At 37.8% G+C, this 24,698-nt stretch carries 20 protein-coding genes and 1 pseudogene; 10 read left to right on the top strand and 11 right to left on the bottom strand.

What is annotated here, in order from left to right; genetic code table 11:
• Positions 1-48 precede the first annotated feature (48 nt).
• From M9892_00815 to M9892_00795, 5 genes are all read left to right on the top strand, one after another.
• Positions 49-705 carry a Crp/Fnr family transcriptional regulator gene (locus tag M9892_00815; protein ID MCO5252890.1) on the top strand — a complete coding sequence of 219 codons (657 nt, stop codon included), beginning with the start codon at positions 49-51 and terminating at the stop codon, positions 703-705.
• A gap of 358 nt (positions 706-1,063) precedes the next feature.
• Entirely contained in the window at positions 1,064-1,987 is a 924-nt protein-coding gene (locus M9892_00810; GenBank protein ID MCO5252889.1) for a c-type cytochrome, read from the top strand.
• A 19-nt stretch (positions 1,988-2,006) separates the two neighbouring features.
• Positions 2,007-3,674, top strand: coding sequence for a cbb3-type cytochrome c oxidase subunit I (locus tag M9892_00805; protein MCO5252888.1), 1,668 nt, complete (start codon positions 2,007-2,009; stop codon positions 3,672-3,674).
• Positions 3,675-3,728: 54 nt separating this feature from the next.
• On the top strand, positions 3,729-4,460 hold the full coding sequence (locus tag M9892_00800) for an SCO family protein (GenBank protein ID MCO5252887.1): 732 nt from the start codon (positions 3,729-3,731) through the stop codon (positions 4,458-4,460).
• A gap of 2 nt (positions 4,461-4,462) precedes the next feature.
• On the top strand, positions 4,463-6,403 hold the full coding sequence (locus M9892_00795; protein MCO5252886.1) for a 4Fe-4S binding protein: 1,941 nt from the start codon (positions 4,463-4,465) through the stop codon (positions 6,401-6,403).
• 94 nt (positions 6,404-6,497) lie between these two features.
• On the opposite strand, the gene aroQ is transcribed toward M9892_00795, so the two are convergent.
• The 10 genes from aroQ to gcvP all read right to left on the bottom strand — a co-directional run bounded on the left by aroQ (position 6,498) and on the right by gcvP (position 18,313).
• On the bottom strand, positions 6,498-6,920 hold the full coding sequence (gene aroQ, locus M9892_00790; GenBank protein ID MCO5252885.1) for a type II 3-dehydroquinate dehydratase: 423 nt from the start codon (positions 6,918-6,920) through the stop codon (positions 6,498-6,500).
• Positions 6,921-6,929: 9 nt separating this feature from the next.
• Complete coding sequence (locus M9892_00785) at positions 6,930-8,561, bottom strand: ATP-binding cassette domain-containing protein (protein MCO5252884.1); 1,632 nt, start codon at positions 8,559-8,561, stop codon at positions 6,930-6,932.
• Positions 8,562-8,678: 117 nt separating this feature from the next.
• Complete coding sequence (locus M9892_00780) at positions 8,679-9,401, bottom strand: methyltransferase (protein MCO5252883.1); 723 nt, start codon at positions 9,399-9,401, stop codon at positions 8,679-8,681.
• Positions 9,402-9,494: 93 nt separating this feature from the next.
• The gene (gene nqrF / locus M9892_00775; GenBank protein ID MCO5252882.1) at positions 9,495-10,814 is read right to left on the bottom strand and encodes an NADH:ubiquinone reductase (Na(+)-transporting) subunit F; all 1,320 of its coding nucleotides are present in this window, start codon (positions 10,812-10,814) and stop codon (positions 9,495-9,497) included.
• A 6-nt stretch (positions 10,815-10,820) separates the two neighbouring features.
• Positions 10,821-11,438: an NADH:ubiquinone reductase (Na(+)-transporting) subunit E gene (nqrE, locus tag M9892_00770; protein ID MCO5252881.1), complete on the bottom strand. Its 618-nt coding sequence runs from the start codon at positions 11,436-11,438 to the stop codon at positions 10,821-10,823.
• Positions 11,439-11,462: 24 nt separating this feature from the next.
• Complete coding sequence (locus tag M9892_00765) at positions 11,463-12,116, bottom strand: NADH:ubiquinone reductase (Na(+)-transporting) subunit D (GenBank protein MCO5252880.1); 654 nt, start codon at positions 12,114-12,116, stop codon at positions 11,463-11,465.
• 4 nt (positions 12,117-12,120) lie between these two features.
• Positions 12,121-12,858: an NADH:ubiquinone reductase (Na(+)-transporting) subunit C gene (gene nqrC, locus M9892_00760; protein MCO5252879.1), complete on the bottom strand. Its 738-nt coding sequence runs from the start codon at positions 12,856-12,858 to the stop codon at positions 12,121-12,123.
• On the bottom strand, positions 12,845-13,981 hold the full coding sequence (locus M9892_00755) for an NADH:ubiquinone reductase (Na(+)-transporting) subunit B (GenBank protein ID MCO5252878.1): 1,137 nt from the start codon (positions 13,979-13,981) through the stop codon (positions 12,845-12,847). The genes nqrC and M9892_00755 overlap by 14 nt, the downstream gene beginning before the upstream one ends.
• A 5-nt stretch (positions 13,982-13,986) precedes the next feature.
• On the bottom strand, positions 13,987-15,336 hold the full coding sequence (locus M9892_00750; protein ID MCO5252877.1) for a Na(+)-translocating NADH-quinone reductase subunit A: 1,350 nt from the start codon (positions 15,334-15,336) through the stop codon (positions 13,987-13,989).
• A gap of 100 nt (positions 15,337-15,436) precedes the next feature.
• A complete protein-coding gene (gene gcvP / locus M9892_00745) occupies positions 15,437-18,313 on the bottom strand; it encodes an aminomethyl-transferring glycine dehydrogenase (GenBank protein MCO5252876.1) in 2,877 nt (958 codons plus the stop codon).
• Positions 18,314-18,521: 208 nt separating this feature from the next.
• Between gcvP and M9892_00740 the strand changes: the two genes are divergently transcribed.
• From M9892_00740 to M9892_00720, 5 genes and pseudogenes are all read left to right on the top strand, one after another.
• Positions 18,522-19,964: a transglycosylase SLT domain-containing protein gene (locus M9892_00740; protein MCO5252875.1), complete on the top strand. Its 1,443-nt coding sequence runs from the start codon at positions 18,522-18,524 to the stop codon at positions 19,962-19,964.
• Positions 19,961-21,001 carry a DUF4837 family protein gene (locus M9892_00735; GenBank protein ID MCO5252874.1) on the top strand — a complete coding sequence of 347 codons (1,041 nt, stop codon included), beginning with the start codon at positions 19,961-19,963 and terminating at the stop codon, positions 20,999-21,001. Before M9892_00740 ends, M9892_00735 begins: the two co-directional genes overlap by 4 nt.
• Positions 21,001-21,579 (top strand): phosphoribosylglycinamide formyltransferase, encoded by a 579-nt coding sequence (locus tag M9892_00730; protein MCO5252873.1) that lies wholly within the window; start codon positions 21,001-21,003, stop codon positions 21,577-21,579. The genes M9892_00735 and M9892_00730 overlap by 1 nt, the downstream gene beginning before the upstream one ends.
• A gap of 890 nt (positions 21,580-22,469) precedes the next feature.
• Positions 22,470-22,661: pseudogene (locus M9892_00725) on the top strand (hypothetical protein).
• 537 nt (positions 22,662-23,198) lie between these two features.
• A complete protein-coding gene (locus tag M9892_00720; GenBank protein MCO5252872.1) occupies positions 23,199-23,657 on the top strand; it encodes a T9SS type A sorting domain-containing protein in 459 nt (152 codons plus the stop codon).
• A gap of 35 nt (positions 23,658-23,692) precedes the next feature.
• Here M9892_00720 and M9892_00715 read toward each other — a convergent pair whose 3' ends face one another.
• On the bottom strand, positions 23,693-24,697 hold the full coding sequence (locus M9892_00715) for a fumarylacetoacetate hydrolase family protein (GenBank protein ID MCO5252871.1): 1,005 nt from the start codon (positions 24,695-24,697) through the stop codon (positions 23,693-23,695).
• Position 24,698: the final 1 nt, after the last annotated feature.

The following is a 24,698-nucleotide window of genomic DNA, read 5'->3' as shown; positions in this document are numbered from 1 at the left end:
TGTAAGACTAGGGATTGCTCAATCCTCAGAGACTGCAATTATGAAACTTTGCAAGCTCTCAGTACATTCAAAATATGCGGTGTTTTACGAGACGGTGAAACCTTGTTTGTCAAGGGTGATGAAATCAAGGGAGTGTATTTTATCAAGAATGGATTTATCAAAATTGAATCTATTGGCAGAGGTGGACGCCCTCTGATACTTAGAATAGTTGGCAAAGGAGCTATTTTGGGTAGCAGAATCAATATGAACGAAAAACACAAACAGCACACCTTTTCGGCAGTTGCGGGGTCTAATGTTGATTATTGCTATGTGCCAAATATTGTTTTTAAAAATATTGTTGCAAAATCAGATAACCTTAAACAGGAAATTATCAATCAATCTATTGATGAATTGCATTATGCCGAAATGAAAGCAGTTAACCTTGCAATCAAAAATGTAAGAGAGAATTTGGCAGAAGCACTCTTAATGCTTGCTGAAGTTTACAAATATGAAGGCGGTGGACAAAGTTTTAAAATAAATTTTCAAAGACAAGATATTGCGGATTTGATTGGCACAACAAAAGAACAGGTATCTAAGATTATCAAAGACTTTGAGAAAGAGGGGCTTATTAAATGTACAGCAAAAAAGTTTCACTTTTTGAATATTGAAGGCTTACTTGCATTAACCAACAACACTTCGCAAGAACCTTCTAACAGCACATTATAAATACCAAGCATTATTTTAACTTTTTACTGAAAGTACGAAAACGTATTTTTTGACACATTTTTATCCCTTTTTGGGATGCGCTCATCCTGATTGAAAATAGTTTTGCCGGTAAGTTTGTTATCTGCAACTTATTAAAAACTAATCAATATGGAACAAGAACAACACAATCAAGAGCAAAAACGAGTTCCCTTTTACAGAATGATAATGGATGACTTCATGCTGTTATTATTCCTCGGGGTAACTATCTATGCCATTTTTTACCTCTTATGGGGGGTAATGGAATTATCAAATCTCCAGGGTATCCCGGACGATATTAAATCAAGTTTAATTAAATAGCTCAACCTAAAATAAAAAAATTATGAGTTTATTAAGTCCAAAAGAAGGTTGGTACGACACTAAAGTATCTAAAGATGAAAAAATGTGGATGGTAATTGCGCTCATCCTCTGTATTGCAATGTTTGTGTGGATGATTTTGTGGCACGTTTACGGCAAACAAAACCCATCAAGTATTACATACCGTACAACAACTACTGAGTTTGCTAAACTTAGTGAAGCCTATATCAAGCGCAATATGGTGGGTATGGACAATGGGGTGCCTGTTGTTCGTCCTGAACCCAACAGCGAGGTTTTTTTAATGGCAGAAATGTGGAGATTTAGTCCGGCCATGATTCTTATCAAAGACCAGTCTTATAATTTTCATATCTCTTCAAAAGATTTAGTACATGGATTTTCATTACAGCCGGTTAATATGAATTTTCAGATTTATCCCGGTTATGATTACGTACTGAGGTTTACACCTACAGAAACAGGAGAATTTAAAATCGTTTGTAATGAGTTCTGCGGTATTGGACACCACACCATGATTGGGAAGATTATCGTAATTGAGAAAGACGAAGACCTCAAGTTGTATGGTTATGAAAATATGAAAACCAAACCCGATCCAATCATTGAAGAAAGTGATGACAAGCCTTTGTCTGAAGAGCAAATGATTTCATTAGGTGAACAATTGTATAGCTTAAAAGGCTGTGTGGGTTGTCATAGTACTGATGGGTCTGTGTTGCTTGCACCTTCATGGAAGGGGCTGTATGGCAAGGCAGAAGAAGTGAAAGAGAGTGGCAAGAAGTTGTCTGTAAATGTGGATGATGCCTATATTAAAGAGTCTATTTTAGAACCTCAGAAAAAAGTAACCATTGGATTTGAAACTACCTTAATGCCTGCAACTCAAATGACAGACAAAGAGATAGCTCAAATCGTTTCCTTTATAAAATCATTAAAAGACTAACAGTTTAAAATTAAAAATTATGTTTAGAACATGCGATATAACAGGGTTTAAGGTCGATTTAAGATCAGAAAAACTCATACGATACAATGCGGTATTTGCCGTCATTTCATTACTTTTGGCTGTAGTTGCAGCTCTTTTATTAGTATTAACAAGATATCAGCCTATTCACTTGTTGGGTGCTGAATGGTACTACCGTTTGGTCACTTTTCACGGATTGAATGCTCTTATTTTTTGGATTATTTTCTTTGAGGTTGCAGGACTTTATTTTGGCTCTACAGTCATATTAAACACGCGGTTCTGTTCCCCAAAAACAGGATGGTGGGCATTTGGGTTGATGGTTGCGGGACTTGTAATGTCAAATGTGATAATCCTTATGGGAAAAGCAGATGTGATGCTTACTTCTTATACACCTCTTAAAGCACACCCACTTTATTATCTTGGAATTATTCTATTTGCCGTTGGTGCATTGATTGCAGTAATTCTATTTTTTGGAAACTTGATGATTGCTCGTAGAGAGAAAACTTATGGAGAAACCATGCCTCTTGTGGCGTACGGATTGATGACTGCTGCTATCATTGCAGTGATTACCCTCGCTTCAGGTGCACTGATTTATATTCCTACTTTCTTATGGTCCATAGGTTTAGTTGAAAACATTGACCCTGCAATGTATAAGTTAATTTGGTGGGGACTTGGACATTCTTCTCAGCAGATTAATGTGGCTGCTATGGTATCTATTTGGTATATGACTTCATTCCTTACTGTGGGCGGTACTTCAATCAATGAAAAAGTTTCACGTTCTGCTTTTGTGCTCTATATCCTTTTTATTTGCTTGGCTTCTGCTCACCATTTGTTGACAGACCCCGGAGTGAGTAGTGCATGGAAAGTATGGAACACAAGTTATGCTATGTATTTGGCAGTACTTGCTTCTATGATTCACGCGTTTGCTGTGCCATCTTCTTTTGAGGTAGCGCAACGTAAATGGGGATTCAACAAAGGTTTATTCCAGTGGTTAGCTAAAGCTCCGTGGGGTAATCCGGCCTTTTCTGCTATTATCCTCGCTATCATTGGTTTTGGATTTATTGGTGGTACTACCGGAGTTATCTTCGGAATGGAACAAACCAATATCATTGTCCATAATACCATCGCAATCCCCGGACACTTTAAGGGTACTGTGGTTATCGGTACTACTTTGACTTTTATGGGTATTACCTATTATTTAATCCCTCTAATATTTAGGAGGAAAATAGTCGGTTTTAAACTTGCACAATGGCAACCTTGGTTATTCTTTATCGGAATAGCAATGCTTTCTATTGGTATGATTGTATTAGGTCAGTTAGGCGTTCCAAGAAGACATTGGGATAACACATTCTCAGGAGGTCCTTTCTCTCACAATTTCAACCCTGCTGTTGACTTCTTTTGGGTAATCACCATGTTGGGAGGTGTCTTAGCATTTATTGCCACTTTAATATGGATACTCATTGTTGTTGTGTCTGTGTTCTGGGGACCCAAAGTAAACGGACCACAAGATATGCAACTTACTATTTCAGGTGCACCACCCGAAGGCAAAGCTCACAAAGGTTTTGAAGCACCCGGCACATTGGTGCTGACTTTCTTGTTCCTTCTTGTATTCCTTGCGCTGTTCTTCCTTAACTGGAAATGGCTCGCAGCTACATGGAACGTTAACTAATTAATCTGCGAAGGGTTATTGTTCCAACAATAACCCTTCTTTTTGAAATCTTTTATGAGGAAATCGGTTTTGTGTTTGGTGTCTGTGTGGCTGTTGATGAGCAGTTTTAATCTTCCTAATGAGAAGAAATACCTTGCTCAAAAAGTGGCTGATGTGACCATGTTCAATGCAAGGGGAGAAGTTTTACAGTTTTCTTCTGTCTTCAACGGAAAGCCTATCATCATTTCTCCGGTCTATACCCGATGTTATTCAATTTGTGGACTTGTGAGCAGTGGAGTGCAAAATGTCATTAAAGATATGGATGGCTTAGGAGAGGATTATACTGTAGTCAGCTTTTCTTTTGACAGCACAGAAACCGCCAAAAGTCTTGCTGTGTATGAAAGTAGATGGATTTTGGATGGAAAAAAATGGATGGCTTTGTCTGCAAGTCCTGAGAATATTCGAAAATTTATGTCCTCTATTGGTGTAGAATATGACTACAATTCGTCAACCAAAGAATATGACCACCCCCCGGTGTTGGTTGTCCTCACTCCGCAAGGAGCAGTCTCAAGATATATTTATGGAATTAACCCATCAAAGAAAGACTTAAATATCTCGGTTATGGAAGCTCAGGCAAAAATAACAAGACCGGGACTGTTTACTGGATTTTATCTCAGATGCCTTAAATACGACCCTCTTAATAAAACCTACAAAGTAGATTGGCGGTTTATTATCGGCACTACTGCCGGAATGTTGATTATCTTTCTCGTAACCCGAATGTTTATTAAATCTTTTATTTCTAATTAATCATGAATCAAAACAACCCTGAACTGAACCCACCCAAAAAATATACTCGCGGACATCAGTTATATCAAAAATTTGCAAGCTTTTTTGGAAAGATATATTCTACCAAATTAAATCCTCTCTATTACCTTGGAGGGATTGCCGTTATTATGTTTGCGATAGCATGTATTTCGGGAATTTATGTTTTTATTTTTTATAATATCAATCCGAGATTGGCGTGGGAGTCTGTAGATGCCATGTCTGCCAATCTTCTCCATGGCTATATGAGGAGTATTCACCGCTACTCCTCTGATTTACTGGTGATTTTTATGGCACTCCATTTTATTCAAGTTCTGATTGTATCTAAATTTAAACGACTATTAGCATGGATGAGCGGGGTTGTTTCTATTATGGTTGTGCTCATTATTGGTATTACAGGGTTTATTCTGGTTTGGGACCAAAAAGCAAAACTTACGGGTTATCTGACTGCAAAGCTTTTTGCGGCACTGCCCATTTTTGACCCATCTATTGCCGGGGCATTTCTGATGAATGATTTGAACACTGTTGGAGGCTTTTTCAAAGTAGCTGTGTTTGGGCATATTGCACTTTCATTGCTTACGGTTTTCATCATTTGGATTCATGTGATGCGAATCTCCAAACCCAAAATATTTCCTCCAAAACCGCTCATCTATTATTCATTCATTGCATTAACTATCATCGCATTTGCTTTCCCGGTTAAGAGTGATCCACCTGCACAGATGTCATATTTGCCTACCCAAACTACGTTTGATTGGTATTATTATTTTGGGTATTATTTTATGAAAGTATCCAGTATTAATATGAATTGGATTTACTTGATTGTGTCGGGGGCATTTTTAGCATGTATCCCATTTATATTCAAACGCAAAGACAACCCTCCGGTACACATAGACCTTGATGCTTGTGACGGGTGTAATTTGTGTGCTTTTGACTGTCCTTATGAAGCCATTGACATGATGAACAAAGACGGAGAGCGCAAGGCAATCCTTTCACCCGACAAATGTGTTGGTTGCAACATTTGCATTGGCTCCTGTCATACACATGCTATTTCTCATGAGCTATTTCCTTCTTTAGATTTGCAAACAAATGGAAATAAAACAGATGTAACACTTCTTAGTTGTAGTTATTTTCCCGAGCCTGAAATTCCTCAAGATTTGAATGTTCAACATTACAGAGTTCCTTGTATTGGAAGTGTTTACCCACGTGATGTGCAAGAAATGTTGGACAATAATACTCATAAAGTAGCTCTGTTGAGTTGCGAGGATTGTTATTACCGCTTGGGCAAAACATGGACAGTCAATAGATTTACTAGAAAAAGAGCACCATTATTTTCTAAAAAATATGATGCAAGTAATGTGAAATTGTTTACCCTTACACAATATTCAAAAGACAAACTTGCTGATTTCTCTAAAGAAGGCGCATCTAACTCAGGGTATAACGAACCAGGAATAGAAGATAACAAGAAGCAAAATCATTTTGTGTCAGTTCTGATAATGACCTTGTTTTTTGCGCTAATGCTACCTTTGAGCAGCACCACTATTCATTTCTTTAATCCAACAGAAAAAACCCTCATTGTCAATTATAAATATATTTCAAGCCCTGAAGAATACGAGCAAAGTACTTCTAATGCGGCACACATGAGAGCACTCGCCCCTGTTGTAAAGAAGCGTAGTGATGTTATGCTTCGAATTTATTCAGCGACTGACAAGAAACTTATATATGAAAAGGTATACAAGCCTCGTGGGATTCGTAGTGATATTGCAATGTTTATTTACACACAGCTTATATTAGATGAAGATGCAGTTGATGTAGAAATGCAAGAAACCGCTTTCCCGGACATCCGTTATCGAATTGATAATGTGAAGCTAAAAGAAGGGGATGGAACCTTTGTTATTTTCAAGGAAGGAGCATTGCGTGAAGTGAAATAAAATGTTGTCGGTATTTTTGGCTGTTATGAAAGTTTAGAATCTGTTTTCTTAGAAACCGAAACCGAAGCCAATCAGTTACTATTTGTAGCACTACTTATTTATTTTTAAAAAAGTAGCTTAATGCCAATTCATATCCCTGCAATCCCAGTCCTGAGATAGTTCCTATGCAGTATTTAGCCAATAAGTCAATATGCCTTTGGGTTTCGCGCGCATAAATATTGCTGATATGTATGCCTATCACGGGGGTTGAAACTGAAGCAACAGCATCCGCAATAGCTACAGAAGTATGAGAATATCCGCCTGCATTGAAAATGACACCATCATAAATGCCAACACTTTGTTGTATAACATCAATTAATTCCCCTTCATGGTTGCTTTGAAAATAAGTTATTTGCATTGTAGGGAAGGATGTTCGAAGTGTTTCTAAGTATTCTTCAAAACCGGTTGTTCCGTACACATCAGGTTGTCGTTTGCCTAATAGGTTCAGATTGGGTCCGTGCAGAATCAGAATTTTCATTTAGAATATTTATGCGCTCTGTGAGCGACCATACAGTTCTTCTTTGCGTTGTTGAACAGATTCATCCTCTAAATATTCATCATAAGAGCATATTTTATCAATAACCCCATTGGGAGTTATTTCAATAATTCTGTTGGCAACGGTCTGAATAAATTCATGGTCATGGGATTGGAAAATAATAGTTCCTTTAAAATCAATAAAACTGTTGTTCAATGATTGGATTGATTCCAAGTCCAAGTGGTTTGTAGGGTCGTCTGCAATGACAAAGTTGGGTTGTTCAAGCATGAGTTTGCTCAACATACAGCGTACCTTTTCGCCACCGGAAAGAACCTTCGCGCTTTTGAGTGATTCTTCACCGCTAAACAACATCTTGCCTAAGAAGCCACGAATAAAAGTTTCATCTTTTTCTTTTGAAAACTGTCTAAGCCAGTCCACAAGACTAAGATTCACGCCTTCAAAATATTTGGAGTTGTCGTTAGGTGTGTATCCTTTTTTGATGGTAATTCCATACGAGTACGTGCCGGTGGTGGGTTTAATTTCTTCTGCTAAAATCTGAAAAAGCCGTGTTAGAGCAAGTGTGTTCTTTGAAAGGAAAGCAATCTTGTCTCCTTTGTTTACATTGAAATTTATCTTTGAGAAAAGTGTTTCTCCATCTTGTTTATAACTGAGATCATCTACTTTAAGCACTTGGTCTCCGGCTTCTCGTTCAGGTATAATAAAGATTGCAGGGTATTTGCGGCTCGAAGGTTTGATTTCTTCTATATTCAGTTTCTCCAATAATTTTTTACGGCTTGTTGCCTGTTTGGATTTGGCAGCATTGGCGCTGAATCGGGCAATAAACTCTTGTAATTCTTTGCGTTTGTCTTCTGACTTTTTGTTCTGTTCTTGTTTTTGTCTTAATGCCAACTGACTGCTTTGATACCAGAAACTGTAATTACCAGTGAAAACTTGGATTTTACTAAAATCAATGTCCGCAACGTGGGTACAAACCGAGTCAAGGAAGTGACGGTCGTGGCTGACTACTAATACGAGATTTTCAAAGTCTGCCAAAAAATTCTCGAGCCATGCTATTGTGTGTACATCCAAGTCGTTCGTAGGCTCGTCCATAATCAATATGTCTGGATTGCCAAACAAGGCTTGTGCGAGCAATACACGCACTTTCTGATTGTTACTCAATTCGTGCATGGTCTTGTGGTGGAATTCATCTGAAATTCCCAAGCCGTTCAACAATATACCTGCATCACTCTCAGCATTCCAGCCTTCCATTTCAGCAAATTTTTCTTCTAACTCCGCTGCTTTCACACCATCTGCATCACTAAAGTCTTCTTTTGCATAGAGCGCGTCTTTTTCTTGCATAATTGCAAAGAGATTTTTGTGCCCCATAATCACGGTTTGCAACACCTCGAATTGGTCAAATTCAAAGTGATCTTGTTTCAACACTGCCATTCTTTTGCCGGGCTCAATGTCAATAGAGCCGGTAGTGGGGTCAACGTCTCCGGTAATTATTTTTAAAAAAGTGGATTTGCCTGCACCATTCGCTCCAATGATACCATAGCAATTTCCATTGGTGAATTTTACATTTACTTCATCGAATAAAACGCGTTTACCAAAACGCAAAGACAAGTTATTACAAGTAATCATTAATGATTGATTTAAAAGGGCTGCAAAGGTAGTTAAGTTTAGTGATATACCAAAGAAATCAAGCTTTATAGGTTCTTTGATATTCTCCTATGAAGCGTGAAAATTTAATGTAAACCTTTATAAATAGTAAGGCAGCATGGTTTCCTTCATTTGATTGCTATAAACATCTTGCTCTCTGATAATGAACTCGGTTGTTTTGTATGGTTGGTCAGTATTTTTTCTCATGATTTCTGCTATGAATAGATGAGGCGGCTTAGTTTTATTATTTTTTATAAAAATCAGGTTATGACAAACAAGATTGTAACTTAAAATCAATCGTTTAAACTCATCTAATCTTTTTGTAGGATATATACAGAAGTGTCTTCCGTTTTTGCTTAAAAGAGTGTTGACACAATTCAATAAGTCATCCATGCTGAGACTTTCTTCTTCATGTCTCACGTTGGAACGAGAACGAGAAGGTGGTTTTAAGTCAGAACTGAAAAATGGAGGGTTAGAAATTATTCCGTCAAATTTGTGTAGATTATTGCTATCATTGGCAAAGTCTTTAACATTTTGGTTGATACAATGGATTTGATTGGACCATTTTGAGTTTTTACAGTTTAATTTAAGTTCGTTGAACGCATTATGGTCGATTTCAATGGCGGAGAATTGTGCAGATGTGCAATTCTTTTGAGCTTGCATCAGGGTTAATAACCCCGTTCCTGCTCCTATATCTAAGATATGATTGCAGTTGGATAAGTCTGCTAATGCACCAAGTACACAAGCGTCAGTAGTTACTTTCATGGCGTTTGCCATTTGAATGATTTCAAATTGTTTAAACTTAAAATAAGCATTTGACATTGCATCACAAAACTAATCCAACGCATTGGATTTGTGTAAATGAAAAAGCCACTGAACTTGCAGCGGCTTGTGTATAAGTTTGTATGCTAGGTTTTAGCCGAAATCGTCAAACGAAACATTCTCGGCAGGAACCCCAAAGTCTTGTGTCATCTTAACTACAGCTGCATTCATCATAGGAGGTCCACAGAAATAGTACTCAATATCTTCGGGTGTTTTGTGTTTGCTTAAATAATTATTAATCAGGGCTTGATGTACAAATCCTACAAATCCATCGCCTTCTCTGTCGTCTATGTCCGTTTTGACTTTCCAATTATCTTCAGGTAGCGGTTCTGAAAGCACTAAGTAAAATCTGAAATTAGGGAATTCCCTTTCTATGGCTTTGAAGTCGTCAATATAAAACAGTTCCCTTTTAGAACGTCCTCCATACCAAAAAGAAACTTTGCGATCGGTCTGTTTTAGTGTATGGAAAAGATGGAATAAATGCGAACGCAAAGGAGCCATACCGGCACCACCACCAACATAAATCATCTCTGATTTGGTTTCTTTGATGAAAAATTCTCCATAAGGACCGGATATTGTAACCTTATCACCGGCTTTTTTACTGAATACGTAAGAAGAGCAAACGCCCGGATTTACATCCATCCACCCGTTTTTGGCTCTGTCCCAAGGAGGCGTAGCAATACGAATATTCAACATAACAATATTGCCTTCCGCAGGGTGGTTAGCCATAGAATAAGCTCTGAAAATAGGTTCGTCATTTTTCATTTTTAAGTTCCATAATTTGAACTTATCCCATTCTGAGCGAAATTCATCAGCAGGTTTACCCATTCTGGGATGAGAAGTGATATCAATATCTTTATAATTAATTTCACAAGCCGGAACATCTACCTGAACATAGCCCCCCGCTTTGAAGTTGAGATTTTCGCCTTCGGGTAGTTTAACAACAAACTCTTTTATGAATGAAGCTACATTGTAATTTGAAACCACTTCACATTCCCATTTCTTAATTCCAAATACCTCGTCCGCAACTTGGATTTTCAGGTCATTTTTTACTTTTACTTGGCATGAAAGTCTCCAATGTTCTTTTTGCGCTTTGCGTTTGATATGTCCGGTTTCTGTTGGCAAAATGGATCCGCCTCCTTCCATTACCTGACATTTACATTCTGCACAACTGCCTTTCCCTCCACATGCAGATGGCAGGTATATACCGGCATTTGATAAAGTTGTGAGCAAACTGCCTCCAGCAGGAACGCTGATCTCCTTTTCTTCATTGATAGTAATCTTGACATCTCCTTGTTGCACCATTTTTTTAGCTGCAAAAAGTATCAGAATTACTAAGAATAGTAATATAGCTAAGAATACAACAACACTAACGACCAGAAGCGTTGGATTTATACTGAGTAGAGTGTTCATTATTTTTTAAATTGTAAAACCAATAAAACTAAGATAACCAAAAGCCATCAAACCGATTAAGATAAAGGTAATGCCAACACCTCGCAAAGGAGCCGGTACATTAGAGTATTTAATCTTTTCTCTGAGTGCTGCCAATGATGTAATTGCCAAAAACCAGCCAAAACCCGAACCGGCACCATAAGCGGTTGCTTCTGCAAGGTTGTATGGGCGTCCAACCATAAATAAGGACCCTGCTAAAATTGCGCAATTAACAGCCAGCAAGGGGAGGAATATTCCCAATGTATTATATAAACTAGGATAATATTTCTCTATTATCATTTCAAGCATCTGAATAAAGGCAGCAATGATAGAAATATAAGTAATAAGTCCGAGAAAACTTAAATCCACCGTGGCAAGAGCTTTAATCCCAGTCCATGCAAGTGCACCTTCAGCTAAAAAGTAGTGATATAATACCCAGTTTAAAGGCACTGTTATAGTCAATGCTAAAATGACTGCAATGCCCAATGAAAATGCGGCCTTTACTTCTTTAGAGATGGCAATATATGTGCACATCCCGAGGAAGTATGCAAAAATCATGTTATCTACAAAAACCGATTTTACAAATATTGAAATTATACTTTCCATTTTTTCTTCTTTTAAAGGGTTACATTAATCTTCTCTGTAGCCGTTTCTTGCTCTTTGCATCCAGACTACTAATCCAATAACAAAACAAGCACCAGCAGGCAAAATCATTACACCATTGCCTATATAACTGTCTCCGAGTAATTTATAGCCAAATAATGAACCGGAGCCGAGCAACTCTCTGATTACTGCTGTTATCATCAAGATGGCTCCATAGCCTGCGCCATTGCCAATACCGTCTAACAATGAAGGCCAAGGCTTGTTGCCCATCGCAAATGCTTCAATGCGTCCTAATAGGATACAGTTGGTCAAAATCAGACTGATATATACTGAAAGTTGTTTTGAAATATCATAGGCATAGGCTTGAAATAATTGGTCAATAATTACAACCAAGGTTGCCGCTACCATTAATTGAACAATAATTCTGACTCTGTTAGGAATCATATTGCGTATAATCGCAATAATAAAGCTGGATAGCCCTACAATAATAGTAACGCCCACTGCCATAAACAGTGCCGGTTTCATTTGAACTGTTACGGCAAGTGCGGAACAAATGCCCAGAATTTGAACAGTAATAGGGTTGTCTGCATCTAATGGGTTGGATAATAATTTTCTGTTCTTTTTGCTAAACAGAGGTTCAGACTTTGGTTTTATCGCTTGTTGTACGCTTTCTGTGCTCATGTTTTTACTTTGTTAATTTTGAATTCAAATAACCTGAATATGCCTGAAGATATTCTTCAAACATCTTGTTGATTCCTTTTCCTGTATTGGTTGCTCCTGAGAGCCCATCAACCTTATGAGAGTCATTCTCATAGGCTTTAATACTTGCTTCTCCACCGCCTTTTTCGCCTTTTTGCATTACGATTGTTACAATATTGCCCATGTCATCTCGAATGGTTTTGCCTTGATAACGGTCTGCAATTTGCTTTTCGGACATGCGTGCTCCCAATCCGGGCGTTTCCCCTTTGTTATCCAATACCACACCTTTGATAGTTTTCATGTCAGGTTCAACTGCTATATATCCCCAGATATTATCGTATAAACCATGCCCGAAAAATGGCAAAACGGAATATTCTATTTCTCCTTTGTCATTAAAGATTTCATAAACAGGAAGCTTCCGGTCTTTTAAATCCTTGCGATACTCATCAGAAACTTTGATACTGGCTTCGTCTATATCAAGTTTTTGAGCATCAAAAGACACTACAACGGTTTTTACTTTTTTTGCATAAAGGGCATTGATTTCTTCTTTTGACATTTTGGAAACATCAATAAAAGTACCCAAAATGGATTTTTTCTTTTCTAACTCAATATTTGCAATTTGAGCGGGTTTTAAGCTTTCAGAAATGAAAGCAAGAATAACAGCTGAAAATACAGACAGCGTTATCATAAAAACAAGTATGTATGAATTATTATGCTTTGACACGGCTTAATCTCCTTTTAATATTAGCTTCAACAACATAGTGGTCAATCAGTGGGGCGAACACATTCATCAATAGAATGGAAAGCATCATTCCCTCGGGGTATGCAGGGTTCCAAGCCCTTATCATGATAGTCAGAATTCCAATTAGCAATCCATAAATAATTTTGCCTTGTTCGGTCTGAGATGCGCTTACAGGGTCGGTAGCCATGAAAATAGCGCCAAATGCAAAACCACCTATAATTAAGTGTTCCCAAGCAGGGAGCTGCATAAATGCATTTCCACCGGGAATCAAATTCATCAATGTTCCCATGAAGAAACCTCCGGCAAAAACTGATAGCATAATTTTCCAACTTCCAATACCGGTAATTCCCAAAATGACTGCTCCAATCAAACATGCCAGTGTTGAAGTTTCTCCAATTGAACCGGGAATAGTGCCTAAGAAGATATCCCATGTTGAATATGTTGCCGGGGTAGATGATGCCAAGTCAGCTAAGACCGTAGCTCCTGAGTAGGCATCGGGTCTGCCTGCAATCCATATATCTCCGGACATAGATACGGGATATGCAAAGAATAAAAATGCGCGGGCAGTGAGTGCAGGGTTTAATACATTCATCCCTGTACCACCAAATACTTCTTTTCCGATAATAACACAAAAAGCTGAACCCACTGCAACCATCCACAATGGAATGGTGGGAGGCATAATCAAAGGAATTAACATACCCGTTACTAAATAACCTTCATTGACATCATGACCTCTGAGTTGGGCAAACAAAAACTCTATTCCTAAACCCACTACATAAGAAACCACAATAATGGGCAATACTTTCATGATGCCATAGTTGAATTGCATCATAAACGTAGCTTCCTCACCTGTCGCACGATAATGTTGCAGCCCCACATTCCACATACCAAATAACAAAGCAGGAATTAAAGCAATGATAACCGTCATCATTGTTCTTTTTAAGTCTATTCCGTCTTTAATATGAGTACCTGAACTTGTTGTGTGTCCCGGTACAAACATAAAAGTAGCAAATGCATCGTATGTGGAGCGAAGTTTTTCGAACTTGCCTCCTTTCTGAAAATAGGGACGGGTTATGTCTAATTTTTTTCTAAAAAACTCTTTCATTGTCTTTAAGACTCTTTTTCTAAATAATTAATGGCTTCTCTTAATATTTGTTGCAAAGGCATTTTGGAAGTGCAAATAAATTCGCAAAGTGCAATATCTTCTTCAACAACTTCGTAAATGCCCAATCCCTCCATATTGTTTAAGTCAAATGTGTAACATGCTTTAAAAAATTGTAATGGCAATACATCCATGGGTAACACTTTGTCATATTCCCCCGACATTACAAATGCTCTCGCTTCTCCGTGCATATTGGTATTGACTTGGTACTCCTCTTGAGGATGCATGAATGAGGTAAAAGTTCTTGAGAGAGAAGGTCTTTTGTATGTAGGGCATAGCCAACCAAAGAATTCGGGTTCGTCTCCTTCTTCGATGACAGAAATTGAATTTTGAAATGTGCCGATAAATCCATCTCTACTCACTTTGGTACCTGTAAGCGGATTGCCGCTGATAATGCGTACATGTTCGTTCAAAAGATTATTTTCAATCGCTTTTGTCACTTGTGCTCCAAGATACGAACGGAAATATCCTTTTTTCCTAACTACATCTCCGGAAATTGAAAAAAGTCTTTGGGTGTCATATATGCCTTGATTAAACAAACGACCGATTGTGACTAAGTCTTGTGGGCTTATTGTCCAGACCACTTCATCTTTGTTGATAGGAGCGGTATGGTGAATTTGCACTCCTACATTTCCTGCCGGGTGGGGACCTTCGAAATAGGTAATCTCTACACCATTAAGTTTTGTAAAAACGCTATGTTGCTTTTGTGCTGTTGATAATCCTAAATAAACTTTGCCATCAGTCAATTTTCTAAGTGCATCAATTGCAGTTTGCATATTGGCAAGTTCATTGGATACCGCATATTCAATATTGGTTGCAAAGGGTGCAGAGTCAAAACCTGAAATAAAAATATTTTTTGGGGTAAGTTGAGTTTGTGGAACTTTATTAAAGGGTCGCTGGCGCATCAAAGTCCAGCAGCCACTTGCCAATAGTTTGGATTTAATTTCTTCTGAACTAAGGTCATTGGGGTTTGCTTTCCCAAAATCAATAAATTCATTTTTTGAATCAGCTAAAATCAGGATTTCCAAAATGACTCTCCTTTCCCCTCTAACGATATCAACAATCTCCCCACTTACCGGTGACGTGAATTGTATTGTTTCGTCTGTTTTGTCTTGAAAAAGGACAGAACCGGCTTTGACTTCCGAGCCTTGTTCAACTATTAATCTGGGAGTAAGTCCGTTATAATCGGGAGGTTTTATTGCAAATAGCCTAGACTGATAGTTCGTTTGTTCAAATCTTGGTGCTTCACCACTCAATCTGATATCGTACCCTTTCCTTAATTTTATTGTTTTAGACATGCTCAAAGCATTATTTTAAATCGCTACGAAATTAAATTTAATCTGTAATTTGCAAATCGAATTTAGATAAATAGTTTTCTCTTAGATGGCAAAGCATTGATTAGGAATTCATTTCAGCATACATCTCAGTAGGAGGACAAGCACAAATGAGGTTGCGGTCTCCATAAGTATTGTTTACTCTTGCAACGGTTGCCCAAAATTTATTTTTTAGTACAAAGGATGCCGGATATGCGGCTTTTTCCCTACTATATGCATGTGCCCATACGTCTGCTATCACTGATTTTGCAGTGTGAGGTGCATTTACTAATACATTGTCCTCCTTAGGCATTAGTCCTGATTCAATTTCTTGTATTTCATTTTTGATAGATAACATGGCATCAATGAATCGGTCAAGTTCCTCTTTTGATTCACTCTCTGTTGGTTCAATCATCAGTGTATTAGGAATTGGGAAAGAAAGGGTGGGGGCATGGAATCCATAATCCATAAGTCTCTTTGCCACATCTTCGCCTTCAATACCGCTATTTGCTTTAAATGGTCTGATATCCAAAATAAATTCATGCGCACAGTATCCATTCTTGCCGGAATACACAGTTTGATATGCTGTTTCAAGTCTGGCTTTCATATAATTAGCATTCAAAATTGCAATCTGAGTAGCTTTTTTCAACCCGTTTCCACCCATCATTTTTATATAAGCATACGAAATAAGAATAATGCTTGCACTTCCAAAAGGTGCTGCAGATACCGCCCCTATGCCTTTGTCGCCCCCTGTGCTCACCACGGCATGTCCGGGTAAGAAAGGTTTTAGGTGCGAAGCAACACAAATAGGTCCCATACCCGGACCGCCACCTCCATGAGGAATACAGAATGTTTTGTGCAAGTTAAGGTGACAAACGTCAGCACCGATATTGCCGGGACTGGTTAGTCCTACTTGAGCATTCATATTGGCTCCGTCCATATAAACTTGAGCTCCGTATGAATGAATTAAGTTTGTAATATCTTTAACTCCTTCTTCGAATACCCCAAAAGTGGAAGGGTAAGTAATCATCAAGCAAGCTAAGTTGTCTTTATTAGCTTCTGCTTTGGTTTTCAAATCTTCGAAATCAACATTACCTTTGGCATCTGTTTTCACAACCACAACCTTCATACCCGCCATGACAGCACTGGCAGGATTGGTGCCGTGAGCAGATTCCGGAATAAGTGCTACATTTCTGTGCGTTTCTCCTCTGTTTTGAAAATATTCTCTAATTACCAGTAGTCCGGTGTATTCTCCTTGAGCACCCGCATTGGGCTGAAGTGAAACACCTGCAAAGCCGGTAATTTCAGCTAAATCGGATGAGAATTCTTCCAATAAATCTGTATAGCCTGCTCTTTGGTCTGTTGGGCAGAATGGGTGCAAACTATTGTATTCTGTCCAAGTTACAGGAATCATCTCTGTGGTTGCATTGAGTTTCATTGTGCAACTACCTAATGATATCATGCTCTGACAAAGTGAAAGATCCTTGCTTTCTAAATGCTTGATGTAGCGCAACATTTGATGTTCTGAATGATGACTGTTAAACACAGGATGGGTCATGTAATCTGTAGTTCTGATAAATTCATTGCCCCAAGTCAATTCTATGCTGTTGCTTAGGATAGCTGTGTGAGATGAGTCAGCGGCTTTGGCAAAGATATCAATGATTGCTTGAATATTTGCATGAGAAGTTGTTTCATCTACAGAGATGCCAACATAATTATTATCAAAATATCTAAAATTAATTTGTGCGTTTATTGCATTGGTCTTAATAGCACCAACCTTTGAACCGGCATTTATATAGATAGTGTCAAAGTAGTTTTTATTTTCTTGTGTGAAACCTAAATCAGTAATTGCAGAATCAAGAGTTTTAGCGCAATTATGTACTTGCGAAGCAATTGCTTTCAAACCTTTTGGTCCATGATAAACTGCATACATGGATGCCATAATGGCTAGTAATACTTGCGAGGTGCAAATATTACTTGTTGCTGCTTGTCTGCGAATATGTTGTTCGCGAGTTTGCAACGCCATACGAAGAGCGGGGTCATTATTTGCATCAATAGAAAGTCCTATGATTCTACCGGGTACTTGTCTTTTATATTCTTCTTTTGTAGCGAAGAAAGCAGCATGTGGTCCGCCAAATCCCATAGGTACACCAAAACGTTGAGCAGAACCAATAACACAATCAGCGCCCCAGTCTGCAGGAGGTGTCAAGAGTGTGAGTGCCAGTAAATCCGAACCTGCACACACCAAAACGTTTGCTGAATGACATTTTTCTGTAAATGATTTGTAACTTACAATATTGCCGGTGTTGTTTGGATACTGAACATAGGCTCCAAAATATTCATGATTGGGTACAAACATATTATAATCACCTACTACAATGTCCCAACCTAATGGGATGGCACGAGTTTTAATTACATCAATTGTTTGAGGAAAAGTTTCCTGGTCTATAAAGAATTTCGTTGCGTTTTTATTTGCTGATAAGTTTTTGAACATGCTCATCGCTTCAGCAGCAGCGGTCGCTTCGTCAAGCAAAGAGGCATTGGAAATTTCCATGCCGGTAAGGTCAATAACTGCAGTTTGATAATTGAGTAATGCCTCTAATCGACCTTGAGAAATCTCTGCCTGGTACGGGGTATATTGTGTGTACCAGCCGGGGTTCTCCATAATGTTGCGCAAAATTACATTGGGAGTCAAGGTATCATAGTAACCAAGTCCTATATAGTTTTTAAAGATTTTGTTCTTGGCTCCAATTTTTTTTAATTTTTCGAGTAATTCATTTTCGGTGATTGCATCTGTCAAATTCAATTCTTTTTGAAGTCTAATATTCTGAGGTACTGTTTTGTCAATCAGTTCTTCAACAGAGTTAAGCCCAAGTGTTTTGAGCATTTGTTCGATTTCATTTTGATTAGGTCCAATGTGCCTGTCTGCAAAGCTGTGAAAAGGTTGAGATGATAATTTCATGATAAATTTTTCGTGTCGCAAAAGTAGTGATTTTATAAGCATGAAACGATTGAGGACGACAATACTTTTTCAACAAAACTACTCAGAGAAAGTAGATAAATTAGGAGTAGAAAAAAGAAGTCGGATAAATTGAAGTAAAGGTCGGTAAATAAATAGGGATGAAATAGAATATGTAAAATAAAAAATTAGATTTGCCGTTTTCAACCAAATGCCTAAAAAAAAAATTACATCCTTCATATTTATGAGAGGCATGCTCTTAAAGTCAATATTGGTATGCACAATCGTGTTTGCATTTTCGTCCACGAATGTTTGGGCTGATGGTGGAACCGATGGAGGGATTAGATGTAATACTATCAATCGAATTGATAGTATGACTATGCAGTTGATTCAGTTTGATTCGAAATTAGAAAGGAAAATTAATGTTTTTGAACAACCCATTACAGAAGATGTTTTCTATGCAAAGATGAAAACACTGGGCAGTCACATGGAGTTTAGATATAACGAGGACATTGCGCGCCAAATAGGATATATGACTAACCCGGCAAGTTCTTTTATGGCAAAAACATTGCCTAATAATCTTACGTATTTGCCCATATTTAGTGAAATTTTAGATAAGCGCAAACTGCCGGATGAAATCAAATATCTTGCAATGATTGAGTCAGCACTCAACCCAAATGCTGTATCTTGGTGTGGGGCTACAGGGCTTTGGCAGTTTATGCCCGGAACAGGTAGGTTGATGAATCTACAGATTAATGGAGAGATTGATGAGAGAAAGGATATTGTTAAGTCAACAGAAATGGCTTTCAGCTACCTCGAAAACATGTATTCTATTTATGGAGACTGGTTTATGGCATTGGCTGCCTATAATTGCGGTCCGGGCAATTTAAACAAAGCAATATCACGTAGTGGAGGCAAAAGAGATTTTTGGTCTGTTAGAAGATTTCTTCCTCGCGAAACACAGCAGTATGTACCTAAGTTTATTGCAGCGGTCTTTGTGATGAACTTTGTTGACCTTCAATCTTTATTTACTTGCGAAGAAAGATATTACAAGATTGTTCCAATTGAACTTTCTAAGCCCATGAACCTAACCCTTGCCTCTGTTTTATTGAATTGGGACGAAGGGTTTATAAGCGAATATAACGCGTTTTATAAAATGGACTTTGTGCCTGAAATGTATAGTGATAAGCGAATCTATCTTCCTTACTATGCAGCAATGCAGTTTATTGAGATGGAGGATTTTATATACTCGGTTCAAGAGAAATCTATCTATGGTAACAATTTTCAAAGTGCAAAAAAAACAGTCTATCATAAAGTGCATAAGGGAGAAAATCTTTATAGAATTGCTTCAAAATATAATGTGAGTGCAGATGATATTGTGCGTTGGAATAGGTTGAAAAAAAAGACGTTGCATGCCGGACAATCACTCAAAATTCATAGAAATATTGCTCCTGAAATAAACTTTAATTTCTCGTCAAATGACTTTGCTTATTATGTGGTAATGACTGATAACGAAACGTTGGCTTCTATTTGTGAAAAAATAGGATTGTGTAATATTAAGGCTACTTTAGAAAACAACGATATCATATCAGAAAATGATAATTTAATTAAAGGGACTTTGGTTAGAATATATCCTAACACTCAAGATTTATGAGGCATATATTTCTTTTGCTGTTTTCAGTTTTATTAGTTTCTTGCTTTAATACAGATTCAAAAATAGTAACGTCCAAAGGTGAGCCGGGTAGGTTAGTTTTAGTTGCACCCGATCAGCTATACAATGAACTCGACTCTATTATTGATGATGTTTTTTATGAGCCCCAACCTTGGTTAGCTATGTCTGAATCTTATTTTAAACTTTCTAAAATGAATAAGGATGCGTTTAAAAGAAGTTTTATGGAATATCAGACCATTCTTTTTTTAGTCACTAAGGAAAATTTTGCGGATTTTAAAGTCTTTATCCCTAATATAGCTCCGGAGGAAATTGACAGGTTATTTGCGGATGAGAACGGAATGCCAATTATGGTGAATAATCAGTATGCTTCTCCCCAAAAAATATATTTTCTATTTGCCAAAGACATTGCATATATGGGCAAGAAACTGACTAAGTTGCGTGATAATCTGTTGACAACCCTCCATAATAATGAGGTGCAGGATTATAAAAATCGCCTTTTTCTGAACGGTCAGGATACTGCAAATGCTAAATTCAAACAAATCAAAAAGGAATTGGGGACAGGCTTAGCAATTACTGATAATTTTGAATTACTCAAAAAGTCGGGTAAGTTTTTTTGGTTTGGTGAAAGGTATTCAAATGAACAATTAGGGATATTCTGTTATCGAGTTCCTTATGTTGATACATCTCAGTTTAATGACGACTATCTCTTTAAATATAGAGACAGCATGATGAAGGCGCAAGTTCCCGGACCGCGAGAAGGAACATATATGACAACCTCAGCCCAAGATATTTATCCCAGATTTTCTGAATATTTGACTATAAATGGACTTTATGCAAAAAAACTCAGAGGGTGGTGGACTGTACAAGGAGAATTTATGGGAGGACCATACGTGTTGTATGCTGTCTTGTCAAAAGACAACCAATACATATTCTTCTATGAAGGGTTTATCTATGCCCCTAACAAATCAAAGTCCAAAAATCTCAGAATATTGGAAGCATTAGGATATTCAATTCAATAATGAGTAGGAAGAGAATTGTAATTTTTGCTTCGGGGAGCGGTACTAACGCAGAGCAAATTGTCAAGTATTTTAAGAATCACAATTCCATTGAAGTTATAGCACTGTTTACTAATAATGCTCACGCAGGAGTTATAGACCGAATGAGCAATTTTAATATTCCTTCATATATTTTCAATAGGCAGGAGTTTATTAATAGTAATGTAGTTGAGACAGAACTAATCAAGCTCAAGGCTGATTATATCATATTGGCAGGATTTCTCTGGTTGGTTCCTTTACATCTTTTACGGTTATTCAATGACAGGATAATTAATATTCATCCGGCATTATTACCCAAATATGGAGGCAAAGGAATGTATGGCATGAATGTTCACAATGCAGTTCTCGCCAATAATGAAAGTCAGTCAGGTATTACCATTCATTTAATCAATGAAGAATACGATAAAGGGAGAATTCTCTTTCAGGCCAATACAGAAATTACACATAGTGAAACAGCAGCTACTTTGGCTGAGAAAATTCATGCTTTAGAACATGAGCATTTTGCTAAAGTTATAGAGAGATTCATACTTGGGGATATTTAAATTTCATTGTAGGCAGTTTACGTGATTGCTCTCTTACAATCTGTTGTTAATACTTTGTTTGCAATAGGTTTTGTAATAAATATGATGTTTATTATATTTGCAACGCAAAAATAAATTGTTCTATTATTAAAATAAGTTTCATGAATAAGTCAATAAAAGAAAATGTTAATAGTTTGTCCTTTTTATTTATCTTGCTTCTCATTGCCCCTTTCTCCTCATTTGCACAACAGTATATTAATGCTTATGCTAAGATAACTTCTGTTAATTACAGCGCAAAAGAAATTACACTAAGCATCATAGCGGGTGAATATGAGTACACTAACCACACTTTTGTTGTAGGTGATAAGTTGATGATATGGCAGGTGCAAGATAGTGTAATAGGAAATAACACTCTTGATACAGTTACATTTGGCGATTTAGGTAGTATTCGCAATGCAGGTAAATTTGAAGTGTGTGTTATTACAGGGGTTACTTTAAACAGTGGCTTACCTTATAAGATTACACTTGATAAAATTGATAATACATACAATATTGGGGTAAATACATCTGTTCAAGCTATATCAATCAGGCATTTTGGCAATTATACAACCACATCTGACCTAACTTCATTCGCGTGGAATGGAAGTATAGGAGGGGCAATCATTATGGTTGTGGACAGCACGCTTACTCTTGGACATAATATTAATGTTGATGCACAAGGGTTTAGAGGAGGTGCACCAGGATGGAATACATCTTCCGATGCATGTGCAGCAAGTGAAGAGCTAAAATATATAGAAAATTCCAATAATCTTGGAAGTAAAGGCGAGGGGATATATAAAAATACAAACAGTACATTTAACAACAGAAGAGGTAAAATTCTTACCGGTGGAGGCGGTGGTAATTATCATAATGCAGGTGGTGGTGGCGGAGGTAATTTTTCTGCCGGTGGTCTGGGAGGGAATGGTTGGGGAGGTGGTAACCCTTCTCAAAACGGTCTTTGTATATATCCATCCGGAGGAATAGGAGGAATAGCACTTGAAGGATATATCGCTCCGGACAGACTCTTCCTTGGAGGTGGTGCAGGTGGTGGACAAGGGAATCAATCTCCAAACCAAGCTACAAAAGGAGCTCAGGGTGGTGGTGCAATTTTTATTCAAGCAAATACTATTAAAACTACCGGGGCTTGCGGAGGTGGAGTATCCATAAGCGCAAATGGTGAAGATGCGCAACCAACTTCCGGAAATGATGGAGGCGGTGGTGGTGGAGCAGGCGGAACGATTGTGTTTAATGTCAATAATTGGGATGCGACCGGTGGATGTCCATTATCTATTTCTGCAAATGGGGCAAACGGCTCATCTGTTACCCATTCCGATGCACATGGAGGTGGTGGAGCAGGAGGCCAAGGTGTTGTGGTTTTCAGCACCAAAACTATACCCACCAATAATATTACTACAACTACTCTTAATGGCGCACCGGGTCAAAATTGTAACGGATGTTCCGGTAATACAGCCGGTCCGGCTTCTAATGTCGATAACAAAGGAATTTTTACGTTTTGGCACACGCCACTTCCCGTTGAGTTGGTGTATTTTAGAGCTACAAAACTTGATAACAAAGTTGCTTATCTTGACTGGGCTACTTCTATGGAAGTAAATGCAAGTCATTTTACCATATTCAAGTCGCTGGATGGTGAACTTTGGGAAGAAATTACTTCGGTCTCAGCGCGAGGAAACAGTAATGAATACAACTCGTATGTTTATTATGATATTAATCTGAAACCGGGTAAAAATATCTACAAGTTATTGCAAACGGATATTAACGGTAATTCTATTGAACAAGCTATTGCGTCTGTATTTGTACCCTATGAAGAAAACTCATTTACTGTTTTTCCGAATCCTAATAACGGAAGTTTTTCAGTTGAGTTTAGCGATGATGTGATAGGTGCGCAAATCGAAGTTGTGAATATGATGGGGCAAACCGTATTCTCTCAAACTGTCAGCTCATACAGTATTGATATCACATTACCCGAAACTAAAGGAGTGTACTTTGTTAAAGTTTCCATTGGAAACTATATTGTAAGAAAAAGAGTAATCAGCCAATAAGTTCAGAGTCCCTCATAGATATAGAGGCGCTCAAATCAATTCTTTTTAAGTGCCAGAATAGAGAAGTCCGAGTTCTCGGCAACGATTTTGTTGTATAGTTTCCCCAAACCGGTAATTTCCATTTCAACCACGTCATTTGGTTGTAGCCATTGTGGAGTGTAGTTAGGATTATTGAGTAATCCGGTTCCGTTGAGTTCTAGAAAACAACCGGTTCCAACTGTCCCTGAACCAATGACTTCACCCGGATAAATATCAACGCCATAAGCACATCTTTCAATTATCTCTGCAAATGTCCAATCCATATCACCCATATTACCTGATGAAACTATCTTGCCATTTACCCAACACTTCATGTCAAGATTGAAATTATTGCCAACATGATTAGGTTTTGCGGAGGATTTATAGGGTGCAAGTTCGTCCGGTGTAACCAATATAGGACCAATAACGGTAGAAAAATCTTTGCCCTTTGCCGGTCCCAGATTCAATTTCATTTCTTCCATTTGTAGCGTGCGCGCACTCATATCATTCATGATGGTATATCCAAAGATATGATCATCTGCATTTTCTGCTTTTACATTGCGCCCTGATTTTCCCAATATTACTGCAACTTCTAATTCAAAGTCGAGTTTTTGGAAATGATCAGGCATACATAGAATTTCACCGGGACCTTGAACAGCATTGTGGTTGGTAAAATAAAAAATCGGATATTCATCAAACTCGGGAATCATTTCAACTTTTCTATTGCGCCTTGCTGCTGCAACATGTTGTCTGAATGCGTATCCATCTCTTGTGCTAACCGGATTGGGTACCGGTGCCAATAATTTTGCATCTGCAAAATCTGATGCAAATTCAATATATTTACCGGACAACACCCCTTTCTCTATCTCACGTAATCTGTCCAAAGCCGCTTCTCCAACTCTGATAAAGGTAAGCATATCATTAGGCAGTGAAGAGTCTATTGAGTGTATAGGATATATTTTATTGTTTACTACAAAACCGGCAGTTGCCTGGTTGTTATTGATATAAGTTACAAATTTCATT

Source organism: Bacteroidota bacterium (assembly GCA_023957335.1).
Taxonomy (GTDB): Bacteria; Bacteroidota; Bacteroidia; order NS11-12g; family UBA955; genus JALOAG01.
The sequence above is the reverse complement of the archived record's forward strand: the minus strand, read 5'-3'. Positions and strand labels throughout refer to the sequence as shown.

What these genes read in the sequence shown, in the direction of transcription:
- M9892_00810 (MCO5252889.1), top strand. Translation starts at nt 1,064, where the DNA reads ATGAGTTTATTAAGTCCAAAAGAAGGTTGGTACGACACTAAAGTATCT.
- M9892_00805 (MCO5252888.1), top strand. Translation starts at nt 2,007, where the DNA reads ATGTTTAGAACATGCGATATAACAGGGTTTAAGGTCGATTTAAGATCA.
- M9892_00800 (MCO5252887.1), top strand. Translation starts at nt 3,729, where the DNA reads ATGAGGAAATCGGTTTTGTGTTTGGTGTCTGTGTGGCTGTTGATGAGC.
- M9892_00795 (MCO5252886.1), top strand. Translation starts at nt 4,463, where the DNA reads ATGAATCAAAACAACCCTGAACTGAACCCACCCAAAAAATATACTCGC.
- aroQ (MCO5252885.1), bottom strand. Translation starts at nt 6,920, where the DNA reads ATGAAAATTCTGATTCTGCACGGACCCAATCTGAACCTATTAGGCAAA.
- M9892_00785 (MCO5252884.1), bottom strand. Translation starts at nt 8,561, where the DNA reads ATGATTACTTGTAATAACTTGTCTTTGCGTTTTGGTAAACGCGTTTTA.
- M9892_00780 (MCO5252883.1), bottom strand. Translation starts at nt 9,401, where the DNA reads ATGTCAAATGCTTATTTTAAGTTTAAACAATTTGAAATCATTCAAATG.
- nqrF (MCO5252882.1), bottom strand. Translation starts at nt 10,814, where the DNA reads ATGAACACTCTACTCAGTATAAATCCAACGCTTCTGGTCGTTAGTGTT.
- nqrE (MCO5252881.1), bottom strand. Translation starts at nt 11,438, where the DNA reads ATGGAAAGTATAATTTCAATATTTGTAAAATCGGTTTTTGTAGATAAC.
- M9892_00765 (MCO5252880.1), bottom strand. Translation starts at nt 12,116, where the DNA reads ATGAGCACAGAAAGCGTACAACAAGCGATAAAACCAAAGTCTGAACCT.
- M9892_00755 (MCO5252878.1), bottom strand. Translation starts at nt 13,981, where the DNA reads ATGAAAGAGTTTTTTAGAAAAAAATTAGACATAACCCGTCCCTATTTT.
- M9892_00750 (MCO5252877.1), bottom strand. Translation starts at nt 15,336, where the DNA reads ATGTCTAAAACAATAAAATTAAGGAAAGGGTACGATATCAGATTGAGT.
- gcvP (MCO5252876.1), bottom strand. Translation starts at nt 18,313, where the DNA reads ATGAAATTATCATCTCAACCTTTTCACAGCTTTGCAGACAGGCACATT.
- M9892_00740 (MCO5252875.1), top strand. Translation starts at nt 18,522, where the DNA reads ATGCCTAAAAAAAAAATTACATCCTTCATATTTATGAGAGGCATGCTC.
- M9892_00735 (MCO5252874.1), top strand. Translation starts at nt 19,961, where the DNA reads ATGAGGCATATATTTCTTTTGCTGTTTTCAGTTTTATTAGTTTCTTGC.
- M9892_00730 (MCO5252873.1), top strand. Translation starts at nt 21,001, where the DNA reads ATGAGTAGGAAGAGAATTGTAATTTTTGCTTCGGGGAGCGGTACTAAC.
- M9892_00720 (MCO5252872.1), top strand. Translation starts at nt 23,199, where the DNA reads ATGGAAGTAAATGCAAGTCATTTTACCATATTCAAGTCGCTGGATGGT.
- M9892_00715 (MCO5252871.1), bottom strand. Translation starts at nt 24,697, where the DNA reads ATGAAATTTGTAACTTATATCAATAACAACCAGGCAACTGCCGGTTTT.